Source organism: Streptomyces sp. NPDC053541, assembly GCF_044544705.1.
Lineage (GTDB): Bacteria > Actinomycetota > Actinomycetes > Streptomycetales > Streptomycetaceae > Streptomyces.
On sequence record NZ_JBITXM010000006.1, the window covers coordinates 155,045 to 174,922 of the forward strand.

Annotated in this window: 15 protein-coding genes; 5 read left to right on the forward strand and 10 right to left on the reverse strand. The window is 73.2% G+C overall.

What is annotated here, in order from left to right; all coding sequences use genetic code 11:
* Positions 1 to 45: 45 nt before the first annotated feature.
* Complete coding sequence (uvrA, locus tag ACIGW2_RS17180) at positions 46 to 3,066, reverse strand: excinuclease ABC subunit UvrA (RefSeq protein WP_391655249.1); 3,021 nt, start codon at positions 3,064 to 3,066, stop codon at positions 46 to 48.
* Between the two features lie 213 nt (positions 3,067 to 3,279).
* On the opposite strand from uvrA, the gene ACIGW2_RS17185 reads away from it, so the two are divergent.
* From ACIGW2_RS17185 to ACIGW2_RS17195, 3 genes are all read left to right on the forward strand, one after another.
* A complete protein-coding gene (locus ACIGW2_RS17185; RefSeq protein ID WP_391655248.1) occupies positions 3,280 to 3,963 on the forward strand; it encodes a maleylpyruvate isomerase family mycothiol-dependent enzyme in 684 nt (227 codons plus the stop codon).
* A 67-nt stretch (positions 3,964 to 4,030) separates the two neighbouring features.
* Positions 4,031 to 4,687: an MBL fold metallo-hydrolase gene (locus ACIGW2_RS17190; protein WP_392175989.1), complete on the forward strand. Its 657-nt coding sequence runs from the start codon at positions 4,031 to 4,033 to the stop codon at positions 4,685 to 4,687.
* Positions 4,688 to 4,777: 90 nt separating this feature from the next.
* A complete protein-coding gene (locus ACIGW2_RS17195; protein ID WP_399844282.1) occupies positions 4,778 to 6,067 on the forward strand; it encodes an MFS transporter in 1,290 nt (429 codons plus the stop codon).
* 85 nt (positions 6,068 to 6,152) lie between these two features.
* Here ACIGW2_RS17195 and ACIGW2_RS17200 read toward each other — a convergent pair whose 3' ends face one another.
* The 5 genes from ACIGW2_RS17200 to ACIGW2_RS17220 form a co-directional block, all read right to left on the reverse strand.
* Positions 6,153 to 7,157, reverse strand: coding sequence for a TerC family protein (locus tag ACIGW2_RS17200; protein WP_391655245.1), 1,005 nt, complete (start codon positions 7,155 to 7,157; stop codon positions 6,153 to 6,155).
* A gap of 234 nt (positions 7,158 to 7,391) precedes the next feature.
* Complete coding sequence (locus ACIGW2_RS17205; protein ID WP_399844284.1) at positions 7,392 to 9,308, reverse strand: TerD family protein; 1,917 nt, start codon at positions 9,306 to 9,308, stop codon at positions 7,392 to 7,394.
* A 44-nt stretch (positions 9,309 to 9,352) separates the two neighbouring features.
* Positions 9,353 to 9,931 (reverse strand): TerD family protein, encoded by a 579-nt coding sequence (locus tag ACIGW2_RS17210; RefSeq protein WP_356073122.1) that lies wholly within the window; start codon positions 9,929 to 9,931, stop codon positions 9,353 to 9,355.
* A gap of 120 nt (positions 9,932 to 10,051) precedes the next feature.
* Positions 10,052 to 12,205 carry an excinuclease ABC subunit UvrB gene (gene uvrB / locus ACIGW2_RS17215; protein WP_391655243.1) on the reverse strand — a complete coding sequence of 718 codons (2,154 nt, stop codon included), beginning with the start codon at positions 12,203 to 12,205 and terminating at the stop codon, positions 10,052 to 10,054.
* Between the two features lie 68 nt (positions 12,206 to 12,273).
* The gene (locus tag ACIGW2_RS17220; RefSeq protein ID WP_391655242.1) at positions 12,274 to 13,179 is read right to left on the reverse strand and encodes an MHYT domain-containing protein; all 906 of its coding nucleotides are present in this window, start codon (positions 13,177 to 13,179) and stop codon (positions 12,274 to 12,276) included.
* A 156-nt stretch (positions 13,180 to 13,335) separates the two neighbouring features.
* Here ACIGW2_RS17220 and ACIGW2_RS17225 point away from each other — a divergent pair, with 156 nt between their 5' ends.
* Together ACIGW2_RS17225 and ACIGW2_RS17230 are read left to right on the forward strand one after the other, a co-directional pair.
* A complete protein-coding gene (locus ACIGW2_RS17225; RefSeq protein WP_361588686.1) occupies positions 13,336 to 13,905 on the forward strand; it encodes a methylated-DNA--[protein]-cysteine S-methyltransferase in 570 nt (189 codons plus the stop codon).
* 169 nt (positions 13,906 to 14,074) lie between these two features.
* Positions 14,075 to 15,367 carry an MFS transporter gene (locus tag ACIGW2_RS17230; protein ID WP_391655241.1) on the forward strand — a complete coding sequence of 431 codons (1,293 nt, stop codon included), beginning with the start codon at positions 14,075 to 14,077 and terminating at the stop codon, positions 15,365 to 15,367.
* Positions 15,368 to 15,379: 12 nt separating this feature from the next.
* On the opposite strand, the gene ACIGW2_RS17235 is transcribed toward ACIGW2_RS17230, so the two are convergent.
* The 4 genes from ACIGW2_RS17235 to ACIGW2_RS17250 all read right to left on the reverse strand — a co-directional run bounded on the left by ACIGW2_RS17235 (position 15,380) and on the right by ACIGW2_RS17250 (position 19,684).
* Positions 15,380 to 16,351: a hypothetical protein gene (locus ACIGW2_RS17235; protein WP_391655240.1), complete on the reverse strand. Its 972-nt coding sequence runs from the start codon at positions 16,349 to 16,351 to the stop codon at positions 15,380 to 15,382.
* Positions 16,348 to 17,634, reverse strand: coding sequence for an MFS transporter (locus ACIGW2_RS17240; RefSeq protein ID WP_391655239.1), 1,287 nt, complete (start codon positions 17,632 to 17,634; stop codon positions 16,348 to 16,350). Before ACIGW2_RS17240 ends, ACIGW2_RS17235 begins: the two co-directional genes overlap by 4 nt.
* 9 nt (positions 17,635 to 17,643) lie before the next feature.
* Complete coding sequence (locus ACIGW2_RS17245; RefSeq protein ID WP_399844288.1) at positions 17,644 to 19,020, reverse strand: discoidin domain-containing protein; 1,377 nt, start codon at positions 19,018 to 19,020, stop codon at positions 17,644 to 17,646.
* 307 nt (positions 19,021 to 19,327) lie between these two features.
* On the reverse strand, positions 19,328 to 19,684 hold the full coding sequence (locus tag ACIGW2_RS17250; RefSeq protein WP_391655237.1) for a cupin domain-containing protein: 357 nt from the start codon (positions 19,682 to 19,684) through the stop codon (positions 19,328 to 19,330).
* Positions 19,685 to 19,878 lie beyond the last annotated feature (194 nt).

Sequence of the window (19,878 nt, forward strand, 5' to 3'; positions counted from 1 at the left end):
GCCCTCCTGTCGGTGGGCGCCCCCTCGGGGCGGTGGCGGGGCCGGTCAGGCCTTGCGGGCCCGTCCGGTGGCCGTCTTCTTGGCGGCGGCCTTCTTCGCCGGCGCGGCCTTCTTGGCGGCGGCGGTCTTGGCGGCCGTCTTGGTGGCGGCCGCCGTCTTCTTCGCCGGGGCCTTCCGGGCGCCGCGGGCGGCCGGGACGGCGGCCGTGGCGTCACTGACCCGCTCGGCTCCGAGGACCTCCCGCAGGAACTTGCCGGTGTGGCTGGCCGGCACCGAGGCGACCTCCTCGGGGGTGCCCTCGGCGACGACGAGACCGCCGCCGCTGCCGCCCTCGGGGCCCATGTCGATGATCCAGTCCGCGGTCTTGATGACGTCCAGGTTGTGCTCGATGACGATCACCGAGTTGCCCTTGTCGACCAGACCGGAGAGCACCTTGATCAGCTTCGAGATGTCCTCGAAGTGGAGGCCGGTGGTCGGCTCGTCCAGGACGTAGACCGTGCGGCCCGTGGAGCGCTTCTGGAGCTCGGAGGCGAGCTTGACGCGCTGGGCCTCGCCGCCGGAGAGGGTCGGCGCGGACTGGCCGAGGCGCACGTAGCCGAGGCCGACCTCGGTGAGGGTGCGCAGGTGGCGGGAGATGGTCGGGACGGCCTCGAAGAAGTCCAGGGCCTCCTCGATGGGCAGGTCCAGGACCTCTGCGATGGACTTGCCCTTGTAGTGGACCTCCAGGGTCTCCCGGTTGTACCGGGCGCCGTGGCAGACCTCGCACGGGACGTAGACGTCCGGGAGGAAGTTCATCTCGATCTTGATCGTGCCGTCGCCGGAGCAGTTCTCGCAGCGGCCGCCCTTGACGTTGAAGGAGAAGCGGCCGGGCAGATAGCCGCGGACCTTCGCCTCCATGGTCTCCGCGAAGAGCTTGCGGATGTGGTCGAAGACGCCGGTGTAGGTCGCCGGGTTGGACCGCGGGGTGCGGCCGATGGGCGACTGGTCGACGTGCACGACCTTGTCGACGAGGTCGTCGCCGTCCACCCGGGTGTGCCGTCCGGGCACCGACTTGGCGCCGTTCAGCTCGCGCGCCAGGTGGGTGTAGAGGATGTCGTTGACCAGGGTCGACTTGCCGGAGCCGGAGACGCCGGTGACGGCGGTGAGGACGCCCAGCGGGAAGGAGACGTCGATGTCCCGCAGGTTGTTCTCCCGGGCGCCGTGCACGGTCAGCCGGCGCGAGGGGTCGACGGGGCGGCGGATCTCCGGGGTGACGATGGCCCGCCGGCCGGACAGGTACTGCCCGGTCATGGACTCCTCGTTGGCGAGCAGCTCCTTCAGGGATCCGGAGTGGACCACCTTGCCGCCGTGCTCGCCGGCGCCGGGGCCGATGTCGACGACCCAGTCGGCCACCTTGATGGTGTCCTCGTCGTGCTCGACGACGATCAGCGTGTTGCCCATGTCGCGCAGTCGCACCAGGGTCTCGATGAGCCGGTGGTTGTCGCGCTGGTGCAGGCCGATGGACGGCTCGTCGAGCACGTAGAGCACGCCGACCAGGCCGGAGCCGATCTGGGTGGCGAGCCGGATGCGCTGGGCCTCGCCACCGGAGAGGGTGCCCGCGGCGCGGTTGAGCGAGAGGTAGTCGAGGCCGACGTCGACGAGGAAGCGCAGGCGCTCGTTGACCTCCTTGAGGACGCGCTCGGCGATCTTCTTGTCGCGCGCGTTGAGCGTGAGCCGGCCGAGGAACTCGGCGCAGTCGCTGATCGACATCGCGGAGACCTCGGCGATGGACTTGTCCATCACGGTGACCGCGAGCACGATCGGCTTGAGCCGGCTGCCCTCGCAGGTGGGGCAGGGCACCTCGCGCATGTAGCCCTCGAAGCGCTCGCGGCTGGAGTCGCTCTCGGCCTCGCTGTGCCGCCGCTTCACGAAGGAGACGGCGCCCTCGAAGGCCGGCGTGGTGTAGGAGCGCTCGCGCCCGTACCGGTTGCGGTAGCGCACCTCGACCTGGGTCTTGTGGCCGTACATCAGCGCCTTCTTGGCGCGCGCCGGCAGACCCGCGTACGGGATGTCGGTGCGGAAGCCGAGGGCCTGGGAGAGACCGCCGATGAGCCGGCCGAAGTACTCCTTGGTGTGGCCGTGCGACCAGGGGTGGATGGCGCCCTCGTCGAGCGACTTGTCCTCGTCGGGGACGACCAGCTCGGGGTCGACCTCCATCCGGGTGCCGATGCCGGTGCAGTCCGGGCAGGCGCCGAAGGGCGAGTTGAAGGAGAAGGAGCGCGGCTCCAGCTCCTCGAAGGACAGGTCGTCGTACGGACAGTAGAGGTGCTCCGAGTACATCCGCTCGCGCTCGGGGTCGTCCTCGGGGAGGTCGACGAAGTCGAGCACGACCATGCCGCCGGAGAGCCCGAGGGCGGTCTCGACGGAGTCGGTGAGCCGGCGCTTGGCGCTGTCCTTGACGGTGAGGCGGTCGACGACCACCTCGATGGTGTGCTTCTCCTGCTTCTTCAGCGTCGGCGGCTCGCTGAGCTGGATCGTCGTCCCGTCGACCCGGGCGCGGCTGTAGCCCTTGGTCTGGAGGTCGGCGAAGAGGTCGACGAACTCGCCCTTGCGCTCGCGCACCAGCGGCGACAGCACCTGGAAGCGGCTGCCCTCGGGCAGCTCCAGGACCTTGTCGACGATGGCCTGCGGCGACTGGCGGGAGATCGGCCGGCGGCACTCGGGACAGTGCGGCTTGCCGATGCGGGCGAAGAGCAGCCGGAGGTAGTCGTAGACCTCGGTGATCGTGCCGACCGTCGAGCGCGGGTTGCGCGAGGTCGACTTCTGGTCGATGGAGACGGCGGGCGACAGACCTTCGATGAAGTCGACGTCCGGCTTGTCCATCTGGCCGAGGAACTGACGGGCGTAGGAGGAGAGCGACTCGACGTACCGGCGCTGCCCCTCGGCGAAGATCGTGTCGAACGCGAGGGAGGACTTGCCCGACCCGGAGAGCCCGGTGAAGACGATGAGGGAGTCACGGGGGAGGTCGAGCGAGACGTTCTTGAGGTTGTGCTCGCGAGCGCCACGGACGATGAGACGGTCGGCCACGCCGGTCCGCACCTTTCTTCAGAGAGCGGATGTGCCTGAACACCCAACAACCAAGGATGCCGGATGCTTCCATCGAGCTTATAGCACGCACATTCGATTTCCGGACCTTCGCCGAGCTCTTCACCCGAACGAGTGGCGCCCCGGGGGCGTCGCCCCAGGTCGCGGCCCCTGGGCCCTGGCCGGACCGGCCCGGAACCGCCTAGGGTCGGCGCCATGATCGACCATTCGCGTGACCTCGCCTCCCTGTACGAGGCGACCGACCGGCTCATCGACGCGGTCTCCTCCTGGGACAACGCGGCGCTCGCCCAGCCGTCACGGCTTCCGGGCTGGACCCGCGGCCACGTCCTGTCCCACCTCGCCCGCAACGCCGACGCCCTCGTGAACGTCCTGCGCGGCCTGCCGATGTACAAGGACGCGGAGACCCGCGACGCCGACATCGAGCACGGCGCCGGCCGCCCCCTCGACGCCCAGCTCGCCGACCTGCGCGAGACCGCCGACCGCTTCCGCGCGGTCGCCGAGGAGCCCGCCGACTGGAACCGCACCGTCGAGCTGCGCAACGGCGTCACCGACAGCGCCTCCCGGATCCCCTTCCGCCGCTGGGTGGAGGTGGCCCTGCACCACGTCGACCTGGGCGCCGGCTACGAGCTCGAGGACCTGCCCGAGGAGTTCGTCGACCGCGAGATCGACTTCCTCGCCGACCGCTGGAGCGGCCTCGCGAACGTGCCGCGGACCCTGCTGCGCGCCCCCGACGGGCGCACCTGGACCACCGGCGGCGACTCCGGCGACGTCACCGTCACCGGCCCGGCCGCCGACCTGCTGGGCTGGCTCGCCGGCCGCCGCGACGGCGCCGCCCTGACCACCGAGGGCGGCCCCCTCCCCCACCTCCCGGCCCTCTGACCCCGGCCCTCCGCGCCCCCTCCCCGACCCCGCCCCGGCCCTCCCCGGCCGGGGCTAGGCTGAGCCCATGACGTACAGCGGAGTGGTGAAGGTCGGCGGGCCCGCCGACGTGCACGAGCTGACCGACCTGATGATCTCCAAGGTCGCGGTCGGTCCGATGGACAACAACGCGTATCTGCTGCGCTGCCGGGCCACCGGCGAGCAGCTGCTGATCGACGCGGCCAACGAGGCCGACACCCTGCTCACGCTGATCGGTGACGACGGCATCGCCGGCGTCGTCACCACCCACCGGCACGGCGACCACTGGCAGGCCCTCGCCGAGGTCGTCGCGGCCACCGGGGCCCGCACCTACGCCGGGGCGTACGACGCCGAGGGCATCCCGGTCGGCACCGACGAGCTCGTGGAGGACGGCGACACCCTCACCGTCGGCCGGGTCTCGCTCACCGCCCGCCGGCTGGTCGGCCACACCCCCGGCTCGATCGCGCTGATCTACGACGACCCGCACGGGCACCCGCACGTCTTCACCGGCGACTGCCTCTTCCCCGGCGGCGTCGGCAACACCTGGAAGGACCCCGAGGCCTTCGCGAGCCTGCTGAACGACGTGCAGACCAAGCTCTTCGACCGGCTGCCCGACGAGACCTGGGTCTACCCGGGGCACGGCCGGGACACCACGCTCGGTGACGAGCGCCCCCACCTCGCGGAGTGGCGCGAGCGCGGCTGGTGACGCCGGGGGCGCCCCCGCGCGCCCCCGTAACCGGAGCGGCCCGCGGGTAGTTGGCGCGACATGCACCAGCACCGCAGTCACCCTCCGTCGATGGGCCGGCTGGCCGCCGCCTCGCTCGTCGGCACCGCCATCGAGTTCTTCGACTTCTTCGTCTACGGGACGGCCGCCGCGCTCGTCCTCGGACCGCTGTTCTTCCCGACCTTCTCCCCCGCCGCCGGCACCCTCGCCGCCTTCGGCACCTTCGCGATCGGCTTCCTGTCCCGGCCGCTCGGCTCGGTCGTCTTCGGCCACGTCGGCGACCGGCACGGGCGGCGCCCGGTCCTGTTCGCCTCGCTGCTGCTCACCGGTGGCGCCACCGTCGCGGTCGGCTGCGTCCCCACGTACGACAGCATCGGCGTCGCCGCGCCGGCCCTGCTGCTCGTGCTGCGCTTCCTCCAGGGCCTCGGGCTCGGCGGCGAATGGGGCGGGGCGGTGCTGCTGACCGCCGAGCACGCCCCGGCGGGGCGGCGGGCGCTGTGGGCGAGCTTCCCGCAGATCGGGCCCGCCGTCGGCTTCCTGCTCGCCAACGGGGTGATGCTGGCGCTGACCGCGGGCCTCGACCACGCCGACTTCCGCTCCTGGGGCTGGCGGGTGCCGTTCTGGGCGGCCGGGCTGCTCGCCGCCGCCGGGCTCGCCCTGCGCTCCTCGCTCGCGGAGACCCCGCAGTTCGAGGCGCTGGCCGCCGAGGGGCGGCAGGCGAGCGCGCCGCTCGCCGAGGTGGTGCGCGGCCACTGGCGGCTGGTGCTGCTCACGGCGGGCGCGCTGGCCGTCGGCTACGCCGTCTTCTACACGGTGTCCACCTGGGCCCTCGCGTACGGCACGGAGCGGCTGGGGGTGCCGAGCACGGTGATGCTGACCTGTGTGATGGCGGCGGTGGCGGTCAAGGGCGCGCTGACCCCGGTCTTCGCGCTGCTCGGCGACCGCTACGGACGCCGGACGCTGTGCCTGGCGGGTTGCGCGGCCTCGGCGCTGTGGATGTTCCCGATGGTGGCGCTGCTGCACACCGGGCGCCCGCTGCCGATGTTCCTCGGCTTCCTGGGTTCGCTGCTCGCCTTCATGGCGATGTTCGCCGTGGTCGCCGCGTACCTGCCGGAGCTGTACGAGCCCCGGGTGCGCTGCACCGGCGCGGCCGTCGGCTACAACCTGGCGGGCGTCCTCGGCGGCGCGCTGACCCCGATCGTGGCGACGGCCGTCTCGGACGGCGGCTCCCCGGGCCCGCCGTGGGGCGTGGCGGCCTATCTGACGGTGGTGGCCCTGGTGAGCCTGGGCTGCTTCGCCCTGCTGCCGGAGACCCTGCCGGCCCGCGCGGAACCGGCGGAGCGGGAGTGCGCCCCCGCGTAACCCCGGGTGGGGGCGACCGGCGATGGCGGTCGCCCCCACGGGGTGCCCCGCGCGGCCGCTCGGGCCGCGCGGTCGGTGCCTCGGATCAGGCCTCCACGCCGGCCTTCTCGGCCTCGTCCCGGCCGGTGCCCCCGGCCGCCTCGTTCCGCGCCTGCTTCCGCGTCGCCATCAGGCTCGTGATCGTCGTGACGACCAGGACGCCGCAGATGACGGCGAGGGAGAACGGGATCGAGATCTCCGGGACGTGCACGCCGGACTCGTGCAGCGCGTGCAGCACCAGCTTCACGCCGATGAAGCCGAGGATCACCGACAGGCCGTAGCTGAGGTGGACCAGCTTCTTCAGCAGACCGCCGATGAGGAAGTACAGCTGGCGCAGGCCCATCAGGGCGAAGGCGTTGGCGGTGAAGACGATGTACGGGTCCTGGGTGAGGCCGAAGATCGCCGGGATGGAGTCGAGGGCGAACAGCACGTCGGTGGTGCCGATGGCGAGCATGACCACCATGAGGGGGGTCAGCACCCGCTTGCCCTTGTCACGGATGAAGAGCTTGGTGCCGTGGTAGCGGTCGGCGACGCCGAACTTCTTCTCGATGGACTTGAGGAGACGGTTCTCCTCGAACTCGTCCTCCTCCTCGTCGGAGCGCGCCTCCTGGATGAGCTTCCAGGCGGTGTAGATGAGGAAGGCGCCGAAGAGGTAGAAGACCCAGGAGAAGCTGGCGATGATCGCCGCGCCGGCGGCGATGAAGACCGCGCGGAGCACCAGGGCGATCAGCACGCCCACGAGCAGCACGCGCTGCTGGAGGTGGGAGGGCACCGAGAACTTCGCCATGATCAGGACGAAGACGAAGAGGTTGTCGACGCTGAGCGACTTCTCGGTGATGAAGCCGGCGAAGAACTCTCCGGAGGCCTTGCCGTCACCGAAGATCATCAGGCCGATGCCGAAGAGCACGGCGAGGGCGATCCAGACTCCCGTCCAGATGCCCGCTTCCTTGATCGACACGTCATGGGGCTTGCGCCCGATGAAGAAGTCGACCGCGATCAGGGCGGCCAGACCGAGAACGGTCACCACCCACAGGGTCATCGAAACGTCCACTGCGCCTCCGGCGTCGTACGGCTGCCGTGCAGCCTCGTCGTTGCCGGAGGTCTCTTCCACCCGGGTGAACCGGGCCGGCGCCCCGGGACCAGGTGTCCGACCTGTCCGTATTGACGGGTACGCCGCGCATGGGGAGTACTCCCCTCCGTGCCGAGAAGATTACCGGAAGAACCAAGGATTGGTAAAGGGGAGGGTAAAGAAACGCCAAAAGCGCAGGTCAGACAGGCTTTACGGTCACTGTCGGCGGAAGTCCCCGAGCTGGTCGAGCACCTGACGCATCACCCGGCTGCCCGCCGGGAAGGCCGGCGGCTCGTACGTCCAGGCGTGCCCCACCCACGGGTCGGCGAGGTGGTCGTCGGGCACCGGCGTCAGCCGGGTCAGCGAGCGCCACAACGGGTCGAGCACCGGCCCGTACGCCGCCGCGTCGGCCCGGTCCGCGATGAGCAGCAGATGGGTGCCGACGGCCGGGCCCTCGTCGGCGAGATAGCGCAGCTGGTTGACCGAGCGGTCGTCGAAGCCGTGCGGGAAGTCGTGCACCACCAGCAGCTCCTCGGCCGCGTCCAGGCCGGGCGGCAGGTCCTCGGCGGCTCCCGCGCGCGCCGCCATCTGCAGCAGGTCGACCCGCTCGGTGAGCTGCTTCAGGACGGCCTGGACCCCGGCCGCGCCGGCGGCCGGAGGGCCGGCGAGCACGCCCGACTCGACCAGCGGGGCGAAGGCGCTCGCACCGGCGCCTGCCGCGTCGACGACCCGGATGCGGAAGGTGCCCGCGGGGTGCACGGCGAGCAGCCGTACGGCGTGGGCGACGGCGCTGTCCAGGGCGAGCCGGCGCAGCTCGGCCGGGTCGAGCAGCGCCGCGGCCTCGGAGTGACCGCGCCCCGAGTCCACCCACAGTCCGCGGGCGAGCGGGAGACGGGCCAGGAACGGGATGCGCAGGCCGGTGCGCTCGGGCAGGTGGAGGTCGCCGAGCCGGACGGCCATCGGCGCCTCGGTGGGCACCCGGTAGGCCTGCCACACGGGGCTGTCCCAGCGGGCGTACGCGGCGGGCAGGGCGGGCTCGACCACCTCGGACTCGGCGGTGAGCTGGGCGAGGTCGCGGTCCAGGGCCTCCTGGGCGCGGGCGGTCAGCTCGTCGTGCCGGGCCTTCGCGGCGGCCCGGGCGGTGTCCCCGGCGCCGCCGACGCGGCTGCGCGGGTCGGAGAGGACCCGGTCGAGCTCCTGGTCGAGGCGGGACTCGGCGAAGTCGCAGGCGCTGCGGTAGGCGGCGGTGGTGCGGGCCAGATCCTCGAACATGCCCCAGACCTGGTTGTAGAGGCGCTCCTCCATGGTCCAGCCGGTGGCGTCGCCTGCGACCGGGGCCGGGAAGCCGGCCGGGTCCGGGGCGGGGCCGTCGGCCGCGGCGGCCGTGGGGGTCTCGCCCTGCCGGCGGCGCGGGTGGGTGTAGTCGATGGGACCGCCGGGGGCCGGCGGCACCGGGGGCGCGGCCGGCGGCGGGGGCGGGACCACGGGCCGGGTCGGCGCCGTCAGCCGGGCCGCCTCGCTCTCCGGGACCCGGCCGGCCGCGTCCGCGGCCCGCGGGGCGGGCGCGGGCACCGCCGGGGTCTGCCCCTCGGCGGCGGCCTCCAGGACGGCGCCGGCGAGTTCGGCCGCGCGGTCGAGGCCCTGGTCGGCGAGGAGGGCGGCGAGCCCGCCCTCGTACCCCTGGCCGACGGCGCGGACCTTCCAGGCGCCCTGGCGGCGGTAGAGCTCCAGGGCGACCAGCGCGGCCTCGCGGTCGAGTCCGGTGATCGTGTAGTCGGCGATGACGGTGCCATCGGGGGCGCCGACGGAGACGACGGGGGCCGCCGAGGCCCCGAAGCGGGTGGGGCCACCGGTGCCGGCGGGCAGGGCGAGCAGCACGGAGACCCGGTGGACGGTGTCGCGCACCGCCGCCAGGTCGACGTCGAGCCGGTGCCGGGCGGCGGCCTGCCGGGGCACCTCGACCCCGGGCAGCGCGGCGGCGCCCGGGTGGACGAGGGCCTCGGGGCCGGCGAGCCGGCCCTCCTCGTCGCCCAGGGCGGCCGCGGCGAGGACCGGATGACCGGCCGAGACCCGGATCTCCAGGCGGGTGTGGGGCAGGGGGTGGTTCTGCCCCCGGACCAGCTCGGCGGTCATCGCTTTCCGTCTCTCGTCGTGAACGTGGGCGCGGCGGCGCCGGGTTACAGGACCGGGAAGATGCTCGGCATCAGGTCCTGGAAGGTGCGGCCGTTGGCCGGGTTGCCCAGGGCGGTCATCTGCCAGCCGGAGCCGGCCCGGTGCACCTTGGCCATGATCTGGGCGGTGTACTGGCCGCCGCCGTTGAGCGTGTAGCGGGCGAGCTCCTGGCCGTTGGTCTCGTCCACGAGGCGGCAGAACGCGTTCTGCACCTCCTGGAAGGTCTGGCCGGTGAAGGAGTTCACGGTGAACACGATCTGGTCGATGTGCACCGGGACCCGCTGGAGGTCCACCAGGATCGCCTCGTCGTCGCCGCCCTGGCCGACGCCGCCGACCAGGTTGTCGCCGGTGTGGCGGACCGAGCCGTCGTCGCTGACGAGGTGGCGGAAGAAGACCACGTCGACCGGCTGCTTGTCGGCGAAGAGGACGGCGGAGGCGTCGAGGTCGATCTCGCGGGTGCGCGAGCCGAACAGACCGCGGCGGGGCGCCGCCTGCCAGCCCAGCCCCATCCGCACGGACGTCAGGCTGCCGCCGTCCCTCTTCTCCAGGCTGATGGCCTGGCCCTTGGTCATGTTGACCGTCACGCGCTGCCCCTCTCATCGGTGTGAGCAGCACCCTACGCAGGGGCACTGACACCGTGCCCGGACCGGCCCGGTTTTGTGTCGTTCTTGCAACACACCGGGGCGGCCCGGCAGGGGCGGCGGTCAGGCCAGTCCGGCCTCCTTCATCTGGCGCAGCTCCTTCTTGAGTTCGGACACCTCGTCGCGGAGCCGGGCGGCGACCTCGAACTGCAGCTCGGCGGCGGCGGCCTTCATCCGGTCGGTCATCTCCTCGATGATCCCGGCCAGTTCGGCCGCGGGCCGGTCGCCGAGCTCCAGGGTCGAGCCGGCCGAGCCGGACTTGCCCGCCGCGCCCGCCTTGGCCTTCGGGGCGTGGGCGGCCAGCGAGGGCACCGGGGCCTTGGCGCCCTTGCCGTCCTTCCCGCCCTTGCGGTAGCCGGTGCCGAGCAGCTCCTCGGTGTCGATCTCCTCGCGGGCGATGGTGGCCACGATGTCGTTGATCTTCTTGCGGAGCGGCTGCGGGTCGATGCCGTGGGCCTGGTTGTAGGCGACCTGCTTCTCGCGGCGCCGGTTGGTCTCGTCGATGGCCTGTGCCATCGCCGGGGTGATGGTGTCGGCGTACATGTGGACCTGGCCGGAGACGTTGCGGGCGGCGCGGCCGATGGTCTGGATGAGCGAGGTGCCGGAGCGCAGGAAGCCCTGCTTGTCGGCGTCGAGGATGGCGACCAGGGACACCTCGGGCAGGTCGAGGCCCTCGCGGAGCAGGTTGATGCCGACGAGGACGTCGTACTCCCCGGAGCGCAGCTCGCGCAGCAGCTCGATGCGGCGCAGGGTGTCGACGTCGCTGTGCAGATAGCGCACCTGGATGCCGAGCTCCAGGAAGTAGTCCGTGAGGTCCTCGGCCATCTTCTTGGTGAGGGTGGTGACGAGGACCCGCTCGTCGCGCTCGGTGCGCAGCCGGATCTCGTGCACCAGGTCGTCGATCTGGCCCTCGGTGGGCTTGACGACGACCTCGGGGTCGACGAGGCCGGTCGGGCGGATGATCTGCTCGACGAAGCCGTCCGAGCGGGACAGCTCGTAGGTGCCGGGGGTGGCCGAGAGATAGACGGTCTGGCCGATCCGCTCCTGGAACTCCTCCCACTTGAGCGGCCGGTTGTCGAGCGCCGAGGGGAGCCGGAAGCCGTGGTCGACGAGGGTGCGCTTGCGGGAGGCGTCGCCCTCGTACATGGCGCCGATCTGCGGGACGGTGACGTGCGACTCGTCGATGACCAGCAGGAAGTCCTCGGGGAAGTAGTCGAGGAGGGTGTTGGGCGGGGAGCCGGGCTCGCGGCCGTCGAAGTGCATCGAGTAGTTCTCGATGCCGGAGCAGGAGCCGATCTGGCGCATCATCTCGATGTCGTAGGTGGTGCGCATCCGCAGCCGTTGGGCCTCCAGGAGCTTGCCCTGCTTCTCCAGCTCCGCCAGGCGCTGTCCGAGCTCGGCCTCGATGTCGTTGACCGCGCGCTCCATGCGCTCGGGGCCGGCGACGTAGTGGCTGGCGGGGAAGACGTACAGCTGCTCGTCGTCGCTGATGACCTCGCCGGTGAGCGGGTGGAGGGTCGACAGGGCCTCGATCTCGTCGCCGAACATCTCGATGCGGACGGCGAGCTCCTCGTACACCGGGAAGATCTCGATGGTGTCGCCGCGCACCCGGAAGGTGCCGCGGGCGAAGGCCATGTCGTTGCGCGTGTACTGGATGTCGACGAAGCGGCGCAGCAGCTGGTCGCGGTCGATCTCGTCGCCCACCTTGAGGGAGACCATCCGGTCCACGTACTCCTGCGGGGTGCCGAGGCCGTAGATGCAGGAGACGGAGGCGACCACGACGACGTCGCGCCGGGTGAGCAGCGAGTTGGTGGCGGAGTGGCGCAGCCGCTCGACCTCCTCGTTGATCGAGGAGTCCTTCTCGATGTAGGTGTCGGACTGCGGGACGTACGCCTCGGGCTGGTAGTAGTCGTAGTACGAGACGAAGTACTCCACCGCGTTGTTCGGCAGGAGCTCGCGGAACTCGTTCGCCAGCTGGGCGGCCAGGGTCTTGTTCGGCGCCATCACGAGGGTGGGGCGCTGGAGCTTCTCGATCATCCAGGCGGTGGTCGCCGACTTGCCGGTGCCGGTGGCGCCGAGCAGCACGACGTCCTTCTCGCCGGCGCGGATGCGCCGGTCGAGCTCGGCGATGGCCGCGGGCTGGTCGCCGCTGGGCTGGTAGGGGCTGACGACCTCGAAGGGCGCCACCGTACGTTCGATCTTGGAAACGGGCCGCATGTCACCACCGTACGACCCGGCACTGACAGCCGGGGGGTCATCGGCCCGCGGCGGGCCCGGCGGGGCGGCTACCAGTCCTGGGAGCGGTACGTGCTGCGGGCGGTGCGGCGGGCGGAGCGGGGCGCGGGGCGGGCGGCGGACCAGTTGGCGGGCTCGCCGTAGGCCGGGGGGCGGCGCGGGGAGGGCACGCCGGGGGCGCCGTACGGGTGGCCGCGGCGGCCGGTGGGGCGCTGCCAGTCGGGCTCGCCCATGACGAGCAGCGGGTCGAACATGACGACGACGGCGGCGAGCAGCAGGAAGACGCCGGGGCCGATCAGCATGGGCAGCAGGAGCGAGGTGGCGGTGTCGCCGCCGCCGGGGGCGGGGGTGCCGTGCAGCCGCACGTCGACGGCGGCCATGGCGGTGTAGTGCATGCCGCTGACCGCGAGGCCCATGACGACGCTGGCGCCGAGGCTGGCGAGGAAGCCGTGCACGGAGACGGCGGCCCAGAGCGCGGCGGTGGCGGCCACGACGGCGATGACCACGGAGAGGGCGACGGTGAGGGTGTCGTACTGGATCTCTCCGTGCAGCCGCATCCCGGCCATGCCCAGGTAGTGCATGGTGGCGACGCCGAGGCCGGTGATGGTGCCGCCGGTGACCAGGGTCAGGGCGGTGGCGCCGCGGTAGCCGACGATGAAGATGCCGATGCCCACCATGAGGACGGCGACGCCGAGGCTGGCGAAGGTGATGGGCCGGTCGTAGCTGACCGGGCTCTGCCGGACGGAGAAGCCCATCATGGCGATGAAGTGCATGGTCCAGATGCCGGTGCCGATGGAGGTGGCGCCGAGGGCGAGCCAGCCGGCCTTGAAGGTGTCGCGGTGGCGCAGCGATCTGGTGGTGCAGCGCAGGCCCAGGGCGCCGCCGAGGCAGGCCATGAGGAAGGCAGCCACCGGGGTGACCACTCCGTAGCTGAATCCGTCGACCGTGCCCTGCATCAGCGTCCGTCCTCCACCGTGGTGCCACGTTCGTCCGAAAACAGTCGGTACCGCTGAGTAGTGCTATCGGATTATGGCGTCCGCCGAGGCCGTCCGGCCATGGGGTCCGGGAAAAGTCCGGACCGGTTGTCGGTGGCGGGTCGTACGGTGGGCGGCATGGAGCAGGAGACGCGGGGGACGGCGGCCGGGACCGGGCCGGGGCGGGTGGAGTGGGCGGTGGTGCCCAGTGCCATCGGGCCCCTGCTGCTCGCGGCGACGGAGCGGGGACTGGTGAGCGTGGTCTTCCACGCCGACGCGCGGGTGCGGGAGCGGGCCCTGGAGCGGCTCGCCGGGGCGCTCGGCGGCGAGCCCGTGGAGTGCGCCACGGGCCGGCTGGCCGAGCCGATACGGCAGCTGGCGGCCTATTTCGCCGGAGGTCTGCGGAGCTTCGACGTCAAGTTGGACTGGTCGCTGGTGACCGGATTCCATCGCCAGGTGCTGCGCGAGCTGGCGTCCGGCGTCCCCTTCGGGGCGGTGGTGGGGTACGGGGAGCTGGCCCGCCGGGTGGGGCAGCCGGCGGCCGCGCAGGCGGTCGGCGCGGCGATGGGCGCCAATCCGCTGCCGGTGGTCGTGCCCTGCCACCGGGTGGTGGAGAGCGACGGCGGCATCGGGGGCTTCGGGGGCGGCCTGGAGACCAAGCGGAAGCTGCTCGCCCTGGAGGGCGTGCTGCCGGAGCCGCTGTTCTGAGTTGCCGGCCGCGGAATCCCGAAGGGCAAGGCCCTCGGACGGGGTGCGGGGCGTTCGTGCGGGCTTCCGCGGTCCGGGCAGGCCGGCGACGGGGGCGGGGCCGGGCGCGGGGGCGGGTTCGTCGGCCCTGGGCGTTCCCACTCCGTGGGACGGCTGGCACACTGCGTAAGTGACCAAAGCCCCAGACGCCCCTGACGCCCTGCTGACCGCGGGGATATCCGCGCCCGTCGCCGCCGGCCGGCTGCCCGCCCTGCGGCGCCGGATCCAGGCCGTGCTGATCGCCAGCCAGATCCTCGGCGGGCTCGGCATCGCCATCGGCGTGGCGCTCTCCGCCGTCCTGGCCAAGGAGGTCAGTGGTACGGAGGCGCTGTCGGGGCTCGCGTCGACGGCCACCGTCGCCGGGCCCGCGCTGCTCGCGATGCCGCTCGCCTCGCTGATGGCCCGGCACGGGCGGCGCGCCGGACTGGTCCTCGCCTATCTGGTCGGCGCCCTCGGCGCGGGAGTCGCCGTCCTCGGGGCCACCGCCGGCAGCTTCCCGCTCCTCCTGGCCGGCCTGGTCGGCTTCGGCGCGGGCTCCTCGGCCAATCTGGCCGCCCGGTTCGCCGCCGCGGACCTGGCCGAGCCGGACCGCCGGGCCCGGGCCATCTCCACGGTGGTGTGGGCCACCACCATCGGCGCCGTCCTCGGCCCCAACGTCGCCGCCCCGGCCGGCGAGAGCGTCTCCGGCCTCGGCATCCCGACCGCCGCCGGCCCCTTCGTGTGGGCCTCCGGCGTCTTCGTGCTCGCCGCCGCCATGGTGGCGGTGCTGCTGCGCCCCGACCCGCTGCTCACCGCGCGGGCGCTGGCCGGGCCCGAGGAGGCCACGGCCGCCGACGAGCGCTCCCTGAAGGCCGGGATGCGCGCGGTGCGGGCCTCGTCCAGGGCCCGGCTCGCCCTGGTGACGGTCGCCGGTTCGCACACCGCCATGGTGTCGATCATGTCGATGACCCCGGTCGCGCTCGGGCACCACGGCGCCGGGATCCGGCTGATCGGCCTGGTGATCAGCGGCCACATCGCCGGCATGTACGCCTTCTCGCCGCTCATGGGCTGGCTGTCCGACCGCTTCGGCCGGCTCACCGTGATCGGCCTCGCGGTGGCGCTGATCACCACGGCCGCTGCCCTCGCGGGCACCGCCGGGCCCAGCCACGGGCAGACCGCGCTCGGCCTGTTCGTGCTGGGCCTCGGCTGGTCGGCGGGCCTGGTCTCCGGTTCGGCGCTGCTCACCGACTCGGTGCCGCAGGCCGCCCGCGCCGCCGTCCAGGGCCTGTCCGACTTCATCATGAACACCTCGGCCGGCGTCGGCGGCCTCGCCGCCGGCCTGATCGTCTCCCAGGCCGGCTACGGCTGGCTCAACCTCGTCGGCGCCCTGCTGCTGGTCCCGATGACCGTGCTCGCGGTGCGCGGCGCGCTGCGCCGCGCCTGACCCCGCCCGGGCTCACCGGGGCACCACCGGGGAGCTCGCGCCGGCCGCCACCTTCCGGGGTGCGCCCGTGCCGTCGGCGGGCACGCTCCACACGGCGCCGTCGTGGGCGTAGGCGACCGTGCCGGGGCCGGTCCAGGCGGCCTGGTCGTCGACGGAACGGGTCTCCGCGAGCGGGTGCCCGCGCAGGGTCGCCAGGTCGAGCACGTAGAGGCGCCAGGGGGCGCTGGTGTCGGTGGAGACCTTCTTCTTGTACGCGAGGCGGGTGCCGTCCGGGGAGAGCGAGGGGCACTCGACGTTCTCCGCGACCGCCCGCGCCGACCACGTCCGCAGGTCGCCCTCGACGAGGTGGGTGCGGCCCCGGGTGCCGACGGTCGCGTAGAAGCGGTTGTCGTCGGCGGCGAAGCTGACGCCCCAGTAGTTGACGTCGGGGGCGTGGTGGCGGCGGCCGTCGAGGGTGAGCGGGATCTGCTCGATGCTCTTGATCAGATAGCCGGTGCGCAGGTCGAGGATCGAGGTGCGGGTGGAGAAGGCCGAGGTGTTGTACGAGTCGCCGGTCGCGAAGGTGGTCCAGGCGAGGACCTGCCCGGAGGCCGAGACCCGGGCCCGGTTGGGGATGCCGGGCAGGCTGATCCGCTGCCGCTCGCGCAGCTGCCGGTCGAGCACCAGGACGTACGTGCGGGCGGGCACGCCCGGGCGGCGCTGGAGGCACAGCGCGGTGGGCCCGGCGGCGTGGAAGCGGTCGCAGCGCGGCCCGAGCGCCAGCCGGCCGCCGGGCGCGGCCGGGTCCTGCCGGGCCACCCGTCCGGTCGCCGTGTCGCGGAACCAGAGGGTGCCGGGCGGCGCCCCGTCGAGCCCGAAGCCGGCCTCGGCGGCCACGGCGGTGTGGTCGGCGCGGCCGGCGGCGGCGCGCACGGTGTAGGCGGTGGCGCCGCCGGCCAGGAGCAGGAAGCCGAGCACGAGGGCCCAGAGTCGGCGCCGGGTCATGTGGGGTCCTTTCGAGTGGTGCGGGGCCCCGGCTCTTCCCGGGGCAGCAGCCGGCCGGCGCCGAGCAGCGCGGCGGTGAGGGCGGCGAGCGCCAGGAGCAGCGCGGGGCGCGGGCCCCACAGGGTCCAGGCGGCGCCGAAGCCGGTGGCCGCGGCCACCTTGGCGAGGGCCTGGGCGGTCTGGACGAGCGCCAGGCCGCCGGCCCGCCGCGCGGGCGGGAGCAGCGGGCCGGCGAGCGCCATCAGGACGCCGTCGGTGGCCGCGTAGTACACGCCGAGGAGCACCGGGACGCCCGCGAGCAGCAGCGGGCCCGGCACGGGGGCCAGGAGCAGGCCGAGGGCGAGGAGCAGGGCCCCGTGCCCGTACAGGAAGGGGCGCCGGCGGCCCAGGCGGTCGGCGAGCCGTCCGGCGGGCACCGCGAGCAGGAGGTACGCGGCCGAGGCGCCGAGCGGCAGGAAGGGGAACCAGGTGGCGTCCAGTCCGGTGCGCTCCTGGAGCAGCAGGTAGAGGAAGGCGTCGCCGACGGTGGCGGCGCCGAGCAGCGCGGCGGCGGCCGCGACCCGGCGCACGGCGGGCAGCCGCAGCGGCGAGGGCCCTTCCGGCCGCACGCGCGCCCGCGCCGGACGTCCGGCGGTGCGGCCGGTGGCCCGGTGGGCGGCGCGGTCGCCGGGGACGAGGACGACGAGCAGGAGGACCCCGAGCAGCCCGGTGCAGAAGCTGACGACGAAGACGGCGTCGTACGCGTCGGCCGTGGCCCACAGGATCGCGAAGGCGGCGAGCGGGCCGAGCAGCGCGCCGGTGGTGTCCATGGCGCGGTGCACGCCGAAGGCGCGTCCGAGGGCGTCCGGCGGGCTGTCGAGGGTGATGAGCGCGTCGCGGGGCGCGGTGCGGATGCCCTTGCCGAGCCGGTCGGCGGCGAGCGCGGCGGCGATCGGCCCCGGCGCGCCGCCGGCGAGGAGCAGTCCGAGCCGGGAGCAGGCGGAGAGCGCGTAGCCGAGGCCGGCGACCCGTTTGTGGCCGCCGCCGCGGTCGGCGGCGTGGCCGCCGAGCAGCCGGACGAGGGCGGTGGCGCCGTTGAAGAGCCCGTCCAGGAAGCCGAACTGGAGCGGGCTGAGACCGAGGCCGAGCACCAGGTAGAGGGGCAGGACCGCGGTGACCATCTCGGACGAGACGTCGGTGACCAGACTGACCGTGCCGAGGGCGAGGACGGTGGCGGAGACGCGCCGCCGCGCCCCGGTGGGGGCGGGCGGCACGTCCCGGCGACCGGTGGTCGCGAGGTACATCGGCGGCGGTCAGTGGCAGGTGTAGGTGGGGCCGGAGTCCTTGACCTGGCCGTCGGTGCCGACGTACTGCCAGGTGTAGGTGGTGTCGGTGAAGTCGAGCTTCAGGACGCCGTAGGTGCCGCTGATCCGCTTCTGGCTGTTGGGCTGGACGGTCTCGATGGGGTACGGCTCGGCGCCGCCCATGCCGCCGACGATCTCGACGATGCCGTCGGGGGTGGCCCGGCCGGCCGGGTCCTGCGGGGCGAAGCGCTCGTAGTGGTGGTCGTGGCCGTTGAGGACGAGGTCGGCCTTCGCGCCGTAGAGGATGTCCCAGACCGGCTTGGACACCGGGTCGTTGCCGTGTCCGCCGGAGGAGTAGAGCGGGTGGTGGAAGTAGGCGGCGACGCAGCCCTTGGTGGTGCGGGCGAGGTCGTCCTTGAGCCACTGGATCTGGTCGGGGTCGTCGAAGGAGTTGGAGTCGAGGGCGATGAAGTGCCAGTTGCCCTCGTCGTAGCTGTAGTACGGCTCGCCCTGCGGGTAGGCGAGGGCGCCGAAGTAGGACTTGTAGCCGGCGAGCGGCCCGGCCGGGTCGTAGGTCTCGTGGTTGCCGGGCACCGGGCGGGTCTTGGCCTTGAAGGCGCCCCAGGTCTTGTCGTAGTAGTTCCGGTAGTCGGACAGGCGGGCGTCGTCGTACTGGTTGTCGCCCATCGTGACGTAGAACCTCGGGTTGATCCGCTGGGCCTGCGCGGCGGTCTTCGGGTGGGCGCAGGAGCTGCTGGAGGCCGTGCACTGGGCGGCGATGTCACCGGCCGCGACGACGGTGAAGGCGCCGGTGCCGGGCGGGGTGGTGGTGGGCGGCGGAGTGGTGGGCGGGGTGGTGGTGTCGGGCGTGCCGTAGACCTCCACCTCGTAGAGGGAGTAGCCGTACGGGGTGCCGCGCTCGGTGCCGTAGACCCTGAGGTAGCGGCCCTTTCCGGTCAGTCCGGTCCAGTCGTCGGTGCCGCCGTTGCCGGCGGTCTCGGCGGCGAGCCGGGTCCAGGTGCTGCCGTCGGCGGAGATCTCCACGCGGTAGGACTCGGCGTAGGCGACCTCCCAGAGCAGCTTGACGCGCGAGACGGTCACGGGCGCGCCGAGGTCGACGCGGATCCACTGCGGGTCGACGCCCTCGGTGCTGGCCCAGCGGGTGGCCGGGTCTCCGTCGAAGGCCTTGGCGGGTTCGAAGCCGGTGTCCTCGATCGAGGAGGCCGTGGCGGGCTTGCCGCGGGAGAGCAGCGGGTCCGCGGCGGCGGCCCGGTCGGGCGCGAACACCAGGAGTCCGCCGACCAGGAGCAGTGCGGCGGCGAGGGCGGTGAGGAGAAGGGTCGGGGCGGTGGTGCGGCGAGGTGGGGCGGAGGCGTACAGGCGCATACCTGGGGCTCCCTTGCCTGGGGGACGGCGAGAGCTGGACTGCGGTGCGGACACCGTGGTCCGGTCCGCGCGGCGATGGGGCGCCACGGGGCGTGCCGCGGTGCACGGCGGCCGGGTCAGAGCTCTCGCTGAGCGCGTCACGCCCGGGTCCCGGGGTCGGGACGACGGGCGCCGCGCCAAGCCGCCGCCCGCGAGGTTAGCGGATAGGAAGGTTTCCTACCAGACCTGTGAACGACCCTCGGGAGAAGGGCCGTTCACAGGCCGCGGGCGGGCCGGGCGGATCGGGCGGCCTCGGCCGCGGGGGGACTCAGAGGGTGATGTGGTACGCCTTGCGCAGGGTCTCGTGCACGGTCCAGGTCGTTCGGTCGCCCTCGCGCAGCACACAGGCGTCGCCGGGGCCGATCTCCAGCGTCGCGCCGCCCTCGACGGCGACCGTGGCGCGCCCGCTGACGACGACGAAGAGTTCGTTGGCCTCGGTGTCGGTGACCACGCCGGGGGTGATCTGCCAGATGCCGCGCAGCTGCTTGCCGTCGGCGGACTCCCACAGGACCTTGCCGGTCACCTCGGGCGCGCCGGAGACGATCTGCGCGGGGTCGAGCGGCTCCGGTTCGAGCTCGGCGTCGGGGATGTGGACGGCGAAGGAGGGCTGCGCGTGAGTGGTCATGGGCGGTGACTGTAGCGGGGCCCGGGCGCCGTTCCGCCCCCGGGAGTTGCTGGAATCCCTCCCTCCGTTCCCCCCTCCGACCTGGCCCTTCGTCACCCCGCCGGGCACGACGGAATCCGTACGGGGGGTTTGCGGCGCACCCGTGCGCCAAGGGGCGCTCCGGGCGATCGCGGAGGGGCCGCCGGGCACCGATT

Excerpts from the sequence above, each read along its gene's own strand:
- ACIGW2_RS17185 (WP_391655248.1), top strand. The coding sequence starts at position 3,280 with ATGATCGACCATTCGCGTGACCTCGCCTCCCTGTACGAGGCGACCGAC.
- ACIGW2_RS17190 (WP_392175989.1), top strand. The coding sequence starts at position 4,031 with ATGACGTACAGCGGAGTGGTGAAGGTCGGCGGGCCCGCCGACGTGCAC.
- ACIGW2_RS17195 (WP_399844282.1), top strand. The coding sequence starts at position 4,778 with ATGGGCCGGCTGGCCGCCGCCTCGCTCGTCGGCACCGCCATCGAGTTC.
- ACIGW2_RS17205 (WP_399844284.1), bottom strand. The coding sequence starts at position 9,308 with ATGACCGCCGAGCTGGTCCGGGGGCAGAACCACCCCCTGCCCCACACC.
- uvrB (WP_391655243.1), bottom strand. The coding sequence starts at position 12,205 with ATGCGGCCCGTTTCCAAGATCGAACGTACGGTGGCGCCCTTCGAGGTC.
- ACIGW2_RS17220 (WP_391655242.1), bottom strand. The coding sequence starts at position 13,179 with ATGCAGGGCACGGTCGACGGATTCAGCTACGGAGTGGTCACCCCGGTG.
- ACIGW2_RS17225 (WP_361588686.1), top strand. The coding sequence starts at position 13,336 with ATGGAGCAGGAGACGCGGGGGACGGCGGCCGGGACCGGGCCGGGGCGG.
- ACIGW2_RS17235 (WP_391655240.1), bottom strand. The coding sequence starts at position 16,351 with ATGACCCGGCGCCGACTCTGGGCCCTCGTGCTCGGCTTCCTGCTCCTG.
- ACIGW2_RS17240 (WP_391655239.1), bottom strand. The coding sequence starts at position 17,634 with ATGTACCTCGCGACCACCGGTCGCCGGGACGTGCCGCCCGCCCCCACC.
- ACIGW2_RS17245 (WP_399844288.1), bottom strand. The coding sequence starts at position 19,020 with ATGCGCCTGTACGCCTCCGCCCCACCTCGCCGCACCACCGCCCCGACC.
- ACIGW2_RS17250 (WP_391655237.1), bottom strand. The coding sequence starts at position 19,684 with ATGACCACTCACGCGCAGCCCTCCTTCGCCGTCCACATCCCCGACGCC.